At 35.9% G+C, this 13,849-nt stretch carries 9 protein-coding genes; 3 read left to right on the top strand and 6 right to left on the bottom strand.

What is annotated here, in order from left to right; all coding sequences use genetic code 11:
- Positions 1 to 486: 486 nt before the first annotated feature.
- The 3 genes from glpK to KF816_03245 are packed head-to-tail and all read left to right on the top strand — an operon-like array spanning position 487 to position 4,272.
- A complete protein-coding gene (gene glpK / locus KF816_03255; GenBank protein MBX3007025.1) occupies positions 487 to 1,986 on the top strand; it encodes a glycerol kinase GlpK in 1,500 nt (499 codons plus the stop codon).
- 3 nt (positions 1,987 to 1,989) lie between these two features.
- Entirely contained in the window at positions 1,990 to 3,549 is a 1,560-nt protein-coding gene (locus tag KF816_03250; GenBank protein ID MBX3007024.1) for a glycerol-3-phosphate dehydrogenase/oxidase, read from the top strand.
- A gap of 15 nt (positions 3,550 to 3,564) precedes the next feature.
- The gene (locus KF816_03245) at positions 3,565 to 4,272 is read left to right on the top strand and encodes an aquaporin family protein (protein MBX3007023.1); all 708 of its coding nucleotides are present in this window, start codon (positions 3,565 to 3,567) and stop codon (positions 4,270 to 4,272) included.
- Between the two features lie 87 nt (positions 4,273 to 4,359).
- On the opposite strand, the gene KF816_03240 is transcribed toward KF816_03245, so the two are convergent.
- From KF816_03240 to KF816_03215, 6 genes are all read right to left on the bottom strand, one after another.
- The gene (locus KF816_03240) at positions 4,360 to 5,712 is read right to left on the bottom strand and encodes an MFS transporter (protein MBX3007022.1); all 1,353 of its coding nucleotides are present in this window, start codon (positions 5,710 to 5,712) and stop codon (positions 4,360 to 4,362) included.
- Between the two features lie 8 nt (positions 5,713 to 5,720).
- Positions 5,721 to 6,629 carry a haloacid dehalogenase-like hydrolase gene (locus KF816_03235; protein ID MBX3007021.1) on the bottom strand — a complete coding sequence of 303 codons (909 nt, stop codon included), beginning with the start codon at positions 6,627 to 6,629 and terminating at the stop codon, positions 5,721 to 5,723.
- A 103-nt stretch (positions 6,630 to 6,732) separates the two neighbouring features.
- Positions 6,733 to 7,512 (bottom strand): hypothetical protein, encoded by a 780-nt coding sequence (locus KF816_03230; GenBank protein ID MBX3007020.1) that lies wholly within the window; start codon positions 7,510 to 7,512, stop codon positions 6,733 to 6,735.
- Position 7,513: 1 nt separating this feature from the next.
- The gene (locus KF816_03225) at positions 7,514 to 8,890 is read right to left on the bottom strand and encodes a DUF1080 domain-containing protein (GenBank protein MBX3007019.1); all 1,377 of its coding nucleotides are present in this window, start codon (positions 8,888 to 8,890) and stop codon (positions 7,514 to 7,516) included.
- A 177-nt stretch (positions 8,891 to 9,067) separates the two neighbouring features.
- Positions 9,068 to 10,699: a T9SS type A sorting domain-containing protein gene (locus KF816_03220; protein MBX3007018.1), complete on the bottom strand. Its 1,632-nt coding sequence runs from the start codon at positions 10,697 to 10,699 to the stop codon at positions 9,068 to 9,070.
- An 88-nt stretch (positions 10,700 to 10,787) separates the two neighbouring features.
- The gene (locus KF816_03215; GenBank protein MBX3007017.1) at positions 10,788 to 13,757 is read right to left on the bottom strand and encodes a TonB-dependent receptor; all 2,970 of its coding nucleotides are present in this window, start codon (positions 13,755 to 13,757) and stop codon (positions 10,788 to 10,790) included.
- Positions 13,758 to 13,849: the final 92 nt, after the last annotated feature.

The following is a 13,849-nucleotide window of genomic DNA, read 5'->3' as shown; positions in this document are numbered from 1 at the left end:
TGTATATTGTGCTTTGAACTTCTTCGCTTCTAAATGTTTCAGTTGCCGGGGATAATTTGAAAAAATCGAGAAGAGTCTGCCACATTGGTTTTATGCCTTTTTTGTAGAAGAATATTGTTTGTCAGTATTAGGTAATTATTTTACAAATTGACATGGCAATGATATGTTAACGTGAATAGGCCGGCTGGTCTATCTGTTTAATTTTCGTGTATTCGGGTTCAATTCATTTTTTAATAAATATCGATACCGATCAAAATAAATCGGACTGATTAACTTCAGAAATTCACCTAAACTTTAGAATTATCCTTCCTTTTCCTATTAAAATTTCGTTTCCGGAACTTGCTTACCAACATACAAGAGAAATAAACGGTGATACAAGCCAATTTTTAATAAATGAGATAATTTTGTATTTGTAGTATTGTTTGTAGAAGATTTATCAAAACTTTGCAGACTAAAAGTTTCAATTACTTAACAATAGGCAATCAAATGGAAAAATTTATTTTAGCATTAGATCAGGGAACAACAAGTTCACGCGCAATTATTTTTGATGTTGGAGGCAACATTAAATCGGTAGCCCAGCGTGAATTTCCACAGATTTATCCACATGCTGGCTGGGTTGAACACAATCCAGACGATATTTGGCAATCGCAGTCGCAAGTAATGACAGAAGCTATTTCAAAAATCGGCCTTACTGCAAAATCCATTTCTGCCATTGGTATTACTAATCAAAGAGAGACAACAATTTTATGGGATCGTAAAACCGGAATACCAATATATAATGCGATAGTGTGGCAGGATAGAAGAACCTCAAATTATTGTGATGAACTGAAAGCAAATGGGTATGAAGAAAAAATTAGGAATAAGACAGGGTTAGTAATCGATTCATACTTTTCCGCCACTAAAATTAAATGGATACTCGATAATATTGAAGGTGCACGCAACAAAGCGGAATTAGGTGAGCTTGCATTTGGTACCGTTGATAGCTGGATTGTTTGGAATTTAACAAGCGGAAAGAAACATATAACCGATATAACAAATGCCAGTCGTACCATGATTTTCAACATTGAATCACATCAATGGGATGATGAACTTCTGGAAATATTTAATATCCCCAAATCAATATTGCCGGAAGTATGTTCATCGAGTGAAGTGTATGCAGAAACTGCATTAGAGATTTTTGACACGAATATTCCCATTGCCGGAATTGCAGGAGACCAACAGGCAGCTCTGTTTGGTCAAATGTGCATAAAACCCGGGATGTCAAAAAATACTTACGGTACAGGATGCTTTTTAATTTTTAATACTGGTGATACCCGGATTTCATCAACAAACAACCTTTTAACCACAATAGGTTGGAAGATTAATGGAAAAGTAAGCTACGCTCTTGAAGGAAGTATTTTTGTTGCCGGAGCGGTGGTGCAATGGCTTCGTGATGAACTTAAAATCATAAAAAAATCTTCTGATGTTGAAGAACTTGCATGTACTGTTGAGAATAATGGCGGGGTTTATTTGGTTCCTGCATTTACCGGTTTGGGCGCCCCGCATTGGGATCAATTTGCAAGGGGAACAATTTTTGGTTTAACCCGGGGAAGCAATACCGGTCATATTGCCAGAGCCGCACTTGAATCAATCGCATTCCAAACACTCGAAGTATTAAAAGCAATGGAATCTGATTCGGGGATAAAGGTATCGGAACTGCGTGTTGATGGCGGCGCAACAGCCAACAATTTGTTGATGCAAATCCAATCCGATATTCTAGGAATTCCTCTCGTCCGCCCTAAAGTATCAGAAACAACCGCGCTTGGTGTTGCATATTTAGCAGGACTCGCGGTTGGTTATTGGGCGAATATTGATGAAATTAAACAACAGTGGCAGGTAGATAAAAAGTTTGAACCGCAAACCGCTTCTGAAAAGATTCATAATATGATTAACAATTGGAATAAAGCTGTAAGTAGATCTAAAGATTGGCTCAAGGAGGAACAATAATTAATGAATAGAGAATCCTTAATTGAAAGAATTGAAAATGAAAAGGGTTATTGGGATATAGTTGTTATTGGAGGTGGAGCTACTGGTTTAGGCGCGGCAGTTGAAGCTTCATCCCGTGGTTATAAAACATTACTTCTTGAACAGCACGATTTCTCCAAAGGGACATCAAGCAGAAGTACAAAACTTGTACATGGCGGCGTAAGGTATTTACAGCAAGGAAATGTTTCGCTTGTTTTAGAAGCTCTGCATGAAAGAGGATTACTAAAACAAAACGCTCCCCACTTGGTGTTTAATCAATCATTTGTTGTTCCAAATTATGATTGGTGGGATGGTCCATTTTATGGCATTGGAATGAAATTGTATGATCTGCTGGCCGGAAAATTGGGATTAGGCCCCTCGAAAATATTAAGTAGAGAAGAAACAATTGAACAAATCCCAAATGTTGAACCAGAAGGATTAAAGGGAGGTGTAATTTATTATGATGGTCAGTTTGATGATTCAAGACTTGCCATTAATCTTGCCCAAACAGTTTTAGACCATAATGGAACAGTAATAAATTATATGGAAGTTACCGGCTTGATCAAAAATAATAATAAGGTAAGCGGAGTAATTGTTATTGATAAAGAAACCGGTAGGGAGTATACCATTAACTCAAGAGTGGTAATTAATGCTACAGGAGTTTTTACCGATAGCGTTATTAAAATGGATAACCCGCATGCAAAAAAAATAATTGCGGTAAGTCAAGGTGTGCATATTATTCTTGATAAAGAATTTCTCCCCGGGGATTCTGCAATAATGGTTCCTCAAACAGATGATGGAAGAGTTTTGTTTGCAGTGCCCTGGCATAATAAAGTTGTTGTTGGAACTACCGATACAGAAATAGAAGAGGCCTCTCTTGAACCGAGAGCGCTTGAAGAAGAAATTGATTTCATTCTTACTCACGCAAAACGGTACATGAAAAAAGATCCGACAAGATCGGATGTTAAAAGTGTTTTTGCCGGGTTGCGCCCATTAGTTCGACCTGCCGAAAGTAAAAGCACAGCGTCAATTTCAAGAGATCATTATTTGACGGTTTCCAATTCCGGTTTGGTTACAATTACTGGAGGAAAGTGGACGACTTATAGAAAAATGGGAGAGGATACAATTAATGAAGCCGCTAAAGTTGCTGGACTTGAGGAAAAACCAAGTATTACCCAATCTCTACGAATTCACGGCTGGCTAAAAAATATTGATAATTCTGATCCGCTATATTTCTATGGTTCCGATACGATAGCAATTAAAAAACTTGTTGAGAATGATAAATATCTTGGAGAACAAATTTGTAAACAACTTCCTTATATCGGTGCTGAAGTTGTTTGGCATATTAGAAATGAAATGGCAAGAAGCATTGAAGATGTTCTGGCCAGAAGAACCCGTTCACTTTTCCTTGATGCAAAAGCAAGTATAGAAATGGCACCAGCAGTAGCAAAAATTTTAGCATCCGAGCTAGGAAAATCTTCCGATTGGGAGAAAGAACAAATAAAAGAATATACGAATCTCGCAAAAGAATATTTGCTCAATTAAATATAGGAGTATTGAATGAGTCCGTTTATTGGTGAAATTATAGGCACAATGCTTATGATTCTTTTTGGTGGTGGTGTTGTTGCAAATGTTGTACTAAAAAAAACCAAAGGGGGAAACAGCGGATGGATAGTAATAACTTTTGGCTGGGCAATAGGAGTATTTGTGGCGGTGTTCAGCGTGGGAGCTATAAGTGGTGCTCATCTAAATCCTGCGATTACATTAGGTTTAGCTTTTGTTGGAAAATTTGCATGGGCTGATGTTCCATTATATATCTTGGCTCAATTTATTGGGGCAATGTTGGGAGCTTTTTTAGTGTGGCTTCATTACCGCTTGCAATTTGCCGTAACAGATGATAAAAATCTTAAATTATGTATATTTTGTACAGCTCCTGAAATCAGATCTTACGCTGATAATTTAATCTCTGAAATTATTGGGACTTTTGTATTAGTCTTCGCAGCATTATATATCGCTTCACCGGAAGTTGGAATTGGAGCAATCTCTGCTTTACCTGTAGCATTTCTTGTGTTAGGTATTGGTCTTTCGCTGGGAGGAACAACCGGGTACGCTATTAATCCGGCGAGAGATTTGGGCCCAAGAATAATGCACGCACTCCTCCCTATACCCAATAAAAGAGATAGCGATTGGAAATATGCATGGGTTCCAGTAGTGGGACCTATAATTGGATCTACCGCAGCAGCAGCATTGTATCTTTTTCTAAATTAGTTTAAAACAATTATAACTTTTTATAGTGTGAGAAAGCTTGAGAATATTATCTCTCAAGCTTTTATATATCAATCACTTTGTTCTTAATTAGGCTTTGGGCTTTACATTCCAGGTAAAAGCTAAAAGAATTATAGCAATTAAAGTGACTGCAATAATTGACCAGATTACCACGTCCCATCCGAACTCCGGGCCATACAATTTTCCGAAATGGTCAGCTATCCAACCAAATCCCTTAGCTTGAATGGTTCTCCCGATATAACCAAATAATCCTATAAATCCTGCCGCAGTTCCAACTGCTTTTTTCGATGTCAAATCCAACCCCGCCACACCAAGCAACATAACTGGTGGATAGATAAAAAATCCTACTATTGCGAGCATCGTCATATCAAACCATAAATTCCCCGCTGGGTTGAAATATATTCCTGTAAAAGCAAACAGAATTGGAATCATGCAAAGTAAACTTACCATTCCTCTTCTTCCATCAAATTTATCTGATAACCATCCCATTAATAATGTGGAAGGTATGCCTCCGAATTCGAGAATCAAAATGGACAGTCCACCACTCGAAAGTGTGGCATGTTTCATTTCTCTCAAATATGTAGGACCCCAGTCAAGCATGCTATATCTTACTATATAAACAAACAGATTTGCGACAGCAAATAACCAGAGCATCTTATTCTTTAAAATATTATCTACAAATAATTCATAATAAGAAAGCTCTACCTCATTAACTCCATTTTGTTTTTCCTCGGCCGTACAACAGCCTGAATACTCCTCAATTGATGGTAACCCGACTGATTGAGGTTTATCTTTTAATCTGAAAAAAAGATAAATAGAACCAATGGCGGCAATAACTCCCGGGAAATAAAACGCGGCATTCCATACACCAAATTGAGTTACCGCAAATGCCGCCACTATTCCAGCAACACCGCCACCAATATTGTGAGAGATGTTCCAAATGGCAAAAACCGAACCTCTTTCTTTTAAACTAAACCAGTGCCCTATTGATCTTCCGCAAGGGGGCCACCCCATTCCCTGTACAAAACCATTTAAAGCCCAAAGAAATAGATGTACGGGAAAACTGGCAGATGCACCAAAGGTAAAATTCAAAATTGCAGAAAGAAGTAATCCGAATGCCATAAATTTCCGTGGATTGCTCCGATCAGATAATGCCCCCATCAGAAATTTTCCTAATCCATAACTGATAGCTGAGATGGCGAGGATATCTCCAATCATGCTGTAATCATAATGAAGCACACTTCCCATTTCTTTTGCGACAGTTGATAGATTATTTCGCACTAGATAGAATGCGGCATAGCCAATAAATGAGGCTTCTAATACCTTCCACCGGTTTTGCTTATACATTTTAGGAATTTTCTCTTCAGATATTCTTTTTATCGGCAAATCGGGTTTGAAATAATTAATGATTCTCTTTAACATGATTTTGGCTATTTAACTTTTGTGGATTTATTAGGTTTTATACCATATAATTTTGTTGAGAGTGATGGGAAATTTGTTTCTGTAGTATCACTGATATTTACAATTAACCAGTTATTTGATCTAGCGTATTGCGCAATACTCTCTTTTTGATCAGATGCAATGTGTTCATCGGGGTTTACGATCATATGAATTTTAGAGGCATACTCAATCATTTCCTTGTCTCCTCTGCTGTTCCCAGCAACTAATAATGGTTTATCCTGAATGAATGATTCAATTACTTCTTTCTTACCATGATCTTGAGGAACAGGATGTATTATTTCATCTGTGATAATCCCATCGCGAATAACCGATTTAACGCCAATAATTCTGGTAATGGGAATTTCCAGCTGCTCACTTAAAAATTTTTGATACATTGCCTCGGGAGATGCTGACACTATCCATACTTCAAAACTATTTTTTTGGAGTAATTCAATTAATGCCTTAATTGGCTTAAATATTTTTGTTGAGTATAGTTTGCTAAAATGCTCCACGCCTTTTTCACGCCAGTGAGTTAACGAATCGCCACTCATATAACGAACTCTATTCTGAACATATTCCAAGGATACGTTAGATTGAGTTTTCATTAGATCGATTAATTCTTTTTTTCTATTAGGATTTTCAAAAGCTATCGAATAAAGGCACTCGTCAGCCAAATAATTCGGAACCTGACCGAGAACAGTTCCATCTCCATCAAATACTGCTATTTTTCTTCCGACATGTTTTTCAGTCTCTTTGAAAAACTTTTCTAATTGCAGATTAACTTCGGTATTAAATCCATCAATATTTTCGAAAGTTATATTCGATTTATCGCTGCATCCAAATCCCCAGAATAATGAGACAATAATCAATATGGGGAATAGATTGTTTTTATTAGACAATTTACACCTCATTATATTTAAAAAGAGAGAGTACTTCAGCACTCTCTCATTACAGAATAGTATTTTTATTATGCAAATTACCGACGTTATTACAAAACAAATATTAATTAGAAAATTTTAACAATCGCTTAAGAATATCGGGGTAGTTTGTGATAATACTCGTTACTCCTAAATTGATTAACCTTCTCATTTCATCCTCTTCATTTACTGTCCATACATGCACTTCTTTGCCAGCACTTTTAGCTCTTAAAACAAACGACTCATCAACCAGTGAATAATGAACACTCAGTAGTTCCATATCAGCATTAAATACGTCAATGGTTTCCGGCATTTTCTTGAATATCAGTCCTACTTTTAATGTGGGATTAATTTCCTTTACTCTTTTTATCAGGGAATAGTCAAAGGAAGTGTAAATGCATTCACTAACAAAATTCTTCTCTTGAACTATCTTAACTACACGATCGGCAAGCATCTTCTCATGACCATTCGATTTGAGCTCAATGTTCATTTTAATTTTACCCTTTGAAAAATCAATTACATCAGATAACAATGGAATTATTTCACCTGCAAATTGGGGATGGAACCACTTTCCCGCATCAAGATTGTTAATCTCTTTGTAACTGCACTCCCAAATATTTTTATCCAATCCGGTTGTTCTTTTTAGGTTCTTGTCGTGAAGCAAAATTATTGCGCCATCATTAGTTTCCTGCACATCTATTTCGGTGAAATCAGCATTCATTTTAATAGCTTCTCTTACCGATGCTATTGTATTCTCAGGAGCGTATCCAGAGGCTCCGCGGTGCGCTGTGACTGTAATATTCTGAGCAAAATTGGCATACCAAAATGAGAGGGAAAGCAAAGCAACTAATATTTGCTTATTCATTTTAAAGTTCTTTTATTTTAATATTCTTGAAATATACTTCATCACCATGATCTTGAAGTAAAATATGACCACTTTCAAATTCACCAAAACTTGGCCATACTCTATATTTGCTGTATGCCACCAAAGCCTTCCACATTTGTGTACCACGAACATACTCGATCACTTTAATTCCATTTAAGTAGTGAGTTACAAGATTACCATTCACTACAACTTTTGCTCTGTTCCATTCATATTTATTTTGACGCTTTACCAAAGTTTCGTTGGGATTAAAAAGCATTGCATTCGCCGGTATTAAATCGTACAAAGAAGCTAAAGTTCTATTACCATCAACTCCAAGCTTGGCGTCTGGATGAAATTCATCATCAAGTATCTGAAACTCACATCCAATTGCAGAACCTTCTCCTTTATTTAAATCAGTTTGTACAAAGTACTTAATTCCACTATTTGCACCTTTAGTAATTTTGAAATCAACCTCGAGCTCAAAATTTTTGTAAGTATTGATAGTAACTATATCTCCGCCATTTCGTGATTCGTAACCTCCGCTGTTTAAAACAGTTAAAATTCCATCTTCAATTTTCCATCCTGTTTGTGGAAACTCATCAAGCTTAGCTCCCCGCCAACCTTGTGTTGATTTACCATCCCACAATAACTTCCATCCTTCTTCTAATTCACGTTTTGTAAGCATATTTTTCAGATAACTGATTTGGGGAATTTTATTTTTTGTCATGATTTTTTCTTTAACAACATCCATAGTTTTAATTCTAATATTTCTAAAGGCAACGGATTTTCCCTCTTTCTCAGAATCACTAATACTATGAACTTGAAGAGCTATAAATCCTTTAGCAGTCATATCATCTATTATGTCAGCAGTTTGAATTCCATTCACCCAAACCGTGATGTTGTTTCCTATGGCTTCTATTCTAAACTTATTCCACTTACCTGCTTTATACACCGATTTTGCATTTGGATTACATTCAAGATTATATAGCCATCCTCTTCTTTGCTCATCATAAATTCCTCCGGTCCATCCTCTTTTTGAATCGTCAATTTCAACTTGATAACCATGAACTACGCCATTTTTATATTCGGTAAGACTATTACTCCGGACTTGAATTCCAGAATTTAATCCGGGTTCCATTTTAACCTCTAATTCAAGAATAAAATCGGAGTATTCTTTTTCCGTTGCCAAAAATGTATTTGCCGTGTTCAATTTACTTATACCAACAATGGACGCATCAATAATTTTAAAATCAGCCGTTCCATTTAATATTTTCCAACCATCAAGATTTTTTCCATTAAACAGCTTTTGCCAATCACCGCTTTTAGCATATGTATTTACAAGACCGATAAACAAAACTGCAATTATTATTTTTTTCATGACTTAATCCTCATACGTAATTATTCTTTAATCAAATCTATTTTAAAATGTTAAAATCTCTAGTGTATTATTAATACTTCTGATAAATTATTTAGCTAATCAAGCTCAAAAAAATTCCCCCTCAATTAATAACTGAGGGGGAAAATTGATGACTTCGACTAACAGTATTGGGCTTTACTATTTAATCAGAGTCATTTTTTTAGAGGCATTAAAACTTGTACCATTATCACCAACTGCATTTATGCTATAAATGTAAGTTCCGCTGCTTAAACCTTTTGCGTCGAAATAAATTGAATGCTGCCCAGCTGCGTATTCTTTATTGTTGATGTTCATAATTTCCTGACCGAGCATATTAAATATTTTCAATGTAACATTTGCTCTTGCAGGAATGTTGAATTGAATAGTTGTGGATGGATTGAATGGATTCGGATAGTTGTTTGATAATGAAAATTCAGTTGGGATAATCGAATTATCGTTCACACTAGTCAAAACGCTATTCCAAACATTTGATCCGACTGGTTTACCATCAGAGCCCTTAAATGCTGCGTTTGCAGTTGTGTAAGAAGCATCAAAAGAAGATAACCAGTAATCAGCATTTCTTCTATCCATATCAACGGTAGTAGTTGTTATCATTCCACCTGCTAATACCGCTACTGCCAATGGTCTGTACCAGTTCATCACTTCTATCATTACATTAGGGATATTCTTCAAGGTTACATCTGCATCCACAAATGGATTATTCCCTGTTACTTTTGCTGCTAATCTCGGCGCTAATGCCGGTGCAGGTTTTGCGTTATTGGTTGTCATGTAATTCTTTACTGTTGCATCGTATGTTACTACGTTATTATGCATCGTATATTTTGTATTATATAATGTATTTGGTTGTTCGATTATCAACGGATATACTGGCAAGCCATCTGAACCTAATTCACTTATATTTTTTATTTCTGCAAATCTTTGTTGATCTGCTGCATCTACTCCCAATGTCATTGGATTGTAAAATAAATTATTCGTGATTTTTGCTTCTCCGCTTATATCCCCTAAGAAGATAAATCCATATGCGCCTGTATTGTGTACTATTGTATTATGATCCATTTCAAAATATTTGATGTATGCTGTCTCTGAATTCGCGGCTGCTCCATAATGTCTGATAATTCTATCATAGGTGTTAACCATTGTACAGTTCTTAAATATTACTGTATCAGTTATCCCATTTCTAAAATCTATTACTCGGCCATTACCTAAATTATCTGCCGATAACTGTCCGGCGTTGGCTATTGTTGTATTATATAACGCTACTTTTCTTGCTCCGCTGTTCGACCGGATTATTGTTTGGCCTACATTACTGAGAATACTACCCTCTATTACCAATACTTTTCCTGCTGCTGCTGCTCTTAATAATTGTCCATTCATTCTATAGAGCGGATCTGGTTCTAATGTAGTTAGATTTGGACCCATTCCATCCAAATATAAATTTTGGATATATGCATCATCTAATGCGTCTACTATTCTTCCCAATACTCCATTGGCATCTGGCCAATTTGATATTATTGGTAATTTTCCTGTACCTGATTCTGCTTTAAGAGTTAAGACAAATCCGCGATTCTCTATTTGTCCATTAACAAAATATTTTTGACCTCTTCTGAATACGTAAGTGGTATGAGCCCGAGCTCCACCTGCGACTGTATCTGCTCTGATTATTTCGTTGACAAATCCCTCTGTTGGTTCAATTATTCTTTCCTGGGCAATTATATCTCCAAGCGATAAAAAGAGAAATCCCATTAAAAAACAGAAAATACTTTTCTTCATTGTGCGCTCCTTATTACATTATTAAATGAGTTAGTTCTATTCATTTTAACTACATTAAAATATTTTGAATGCGTTATTTAAAATTTTGTTAAAAAGTATATTGTACACCTAGTTCAGCACTTATGCCGAATAAATAACCGCCATTATCTAAATTTCTAAAGTTCAAATAAGAACCTTCTAAAACGTTTGTAAAATTGTTTACGTTAATAAACATGGTAATGTTATCTGTAAATACTTGCTTAAGGGCAAGATCCCATCTTGAAAATGCTTTCTGGTATTGATCTTGGGTTTCTATATTACTGATATACATCAAAAATGGTCCTTGAAAATAACCGGAAACTCTACCGGAGAAACCTAAATAGTCATACCCAACTGAAACGTTTCCCGTATAGTCAGTCTGTCCATTTAATTCTCTGGTTGTTGAATAGTAAGTTGGGATTGGAGCTTTTGGTGGAAATCCAGGTGGTTGAATAAGTGTAAATCTTGGATAAACTGTCTGTGACCACATACGTGAAAAGTTTGCGCTAATTACAATATTCTGCAAAGCACCGGGTAAAAAACTAAGATGTGTTTGCAAATCAATTTCATAACCCCAAACTTTTGTACCTTTAGTATTCATGGGCATATCTAATTCATACTGATTAAATGGTCCATATTGCTTAACCGGCAGTCCGGTGCTTTCAATCTGCGCGGCATTCATTAGTTTGATGTTATTTAACCAATAAAAAATATTATCAATATTTTTTCTAAAACCCGAAATAGTTAGTAATCCATATTGAGATGCATAGAAGGTAATGTTTGCATCATAATTCCATGAAATTGCCGGTTCGAGATTTGGATTGCCGCTAGTAATTTCTTGAGCTTGATTATTAATATATAATGAGGGTAATCTCATTAAATAATCGGGACGTGAAATTGATTTTGATACAGCAACTCTTAGGTCAATCCATTCAACCGGGGAGATTTTCAGATGTGCGTTGGGAAACCAATATTCCTTTTTATAATTTGAAACTGTATCCTTTACCTGTGCTGATTGTGATTCAAAAACGCCCAATATTCTTGGTGCAAACTTTGCAGAATACTCGTTGTTTTCAACTTCATATCTCATACCGGCAATAAAGGTAATCAAGCGCCAAGCATTAAGTTTAATCATTGCATAGGTACCAGTAACTTTTTCATTTACCTTATAAATATCTCTAATACTTGCAAGTTGGTTGTAATATTCATGTGTTTTACCTTCTGCATTTGTTCCATATCTGTTAAACTCATACCATTCGCGAACCATGTTTCCATCTATTATTGGATTAAGCAAATATTTTCCATTTAATTCACGGGTTGAGTAAGGAGGACCGATTAAATAGTCGGTTAACAACATTTTAGGACGGTTAGGCCAAGAAGAACTTGCCCAATCTTTACCAACAACATTTCCCTCATCATCAAGATTATGATCGTAAATTCCTCTTAAGTAATAGATACTCTCCTGATCATTGGCAGTTCTGTGTCTCGTCTTATCTCTATATTTAAAACCTGCCTTAACAGTACCTGTCAAATCATTTGTTAATGTAAACGGGTGTTCTAGATCCAACTTAATATCATAATTTCTTTCGTCATTCGATTCTGTATGAAAGAACCCTCTATCCAATGTGGCTTTTGCAAAATTATTCCACGCGAATGGAATTAAAACTTCACCAGGGAATTTTAAAAGTTTAGGATCAGTGATATTTCTCATACCGGATGAAACAGAGGTATTCTCATAAAATCTCATTGTGTGATCAAACGGTACTTCATTTTTTGTATATGCATGAGATAATGCCCAATTGATTTTTAGAGATCCGAGATGATTTTCACCAATTAATGAATTGCTGTATGAATAGATTTCTCTATCAATTGCTCTTCCTGTGTACTGAACAGTAGTTCCAACAGTATAATCACGATCGCTGATAAATAAATTTCTTGAGGTTTGATTATAAAGATTAATAAACTTGATATTACCGCCATCGGGGGTATTGAAATCGAGATTGAGATTGCCACCATATCTTTTTCTTACTTCATCATCATATTGTACCAATAACCGACTTATTTTATAATCTTGATTAGCGGGGACATCCCATGTATTTGAGAACATCTCTCTATTTCTGATTCTTCTTTCGGCATTAATTCCGGCTTGAACACCGAACAGATCATTAAAAAATCTATTGCTGTACTGCCCCGATAATTTATATTGTTTTGCTGATTTTGATAAACCGCTGTAAATTCCAAAAACATCAACAGTAATTTTTTGTTCAGATCGTGCCTTACCGGTTACAAGATTAACCACACCGGCAATTGCATCAGCATCCTGATCCGGAGTTAATGCTTTGTAAAGTTCAATACCTGATAGTGTGCTTTGAGATATTAGACTTAAATCTACATCACGCCTATCGGCTCCGGTAGCGGGTATTTGAATTCCATTCACGCTTATATTAGCAAATTTAGGATCTAATCCTCTAATCATTAGTTTTGAAGCCTCGCCGCCATCTCTCTGAACAGCCACTCCAGGTAATCTACCTACTGCTTCCGCGGCATTTGCGTCGGGCAGTTCTTTAATTTTTTGTTCAGAAACAATATTCACAATCTGATCAGAGGTAAGCTGTTGATTAATTGCTTGAGCTTGCCCTATCAACTGTCCGGTAACAATAACTTCCTTTCCAAGTACATTAGAAACCCATTCCAGTTTTACATCAACTGTAACGGTTCTATTTGTAGTAACATCAACTGATACTATTTGTTTTTTATAACCCATATAAGAAACCACAAGGTTATATTTTCCGGAGGATACATTTCTGATACGATAAAATCCATCCATATCTGTTGCCGCGCCAATTGCGGTTCCTTCCAAGAATACGTTGGCACCTAAAAGTGGTTCTCCCGATGAAATATCTGTTATTTTACCTTGAAGATTTCCGCTCCCGGTTTGGGCAATAAGTTGTGCTGAAGTAATGAGGAATAGTAATACTAGAAGGAAGGTAGGAATTTCTAATTTAGATCTTAAATAATTTGAATCTTTCTTCATTTTCATTGCATCCATCCTAATTTTGGCCAATAGGTTTTTGAAAATTGCGCATCAAATATACAATTCGAATAATCAGTTATGCTTGTTTTAACGTTCAT

It is taken from the genome of Melioribacteraceae bacterium (assembly GCA_019638015.1).
Taxonomy (GTDB): Bacteria; Bacteroidota; Ignavibacteria; order Ignavibacteriales; family Melioribacteraceae; genus JAHBUP01.
The sequence above is the reverse complement of the archived record's forward strand: the minus strand, read 5'-3'. Positions and strand labels throughout refer to the sequence as shown.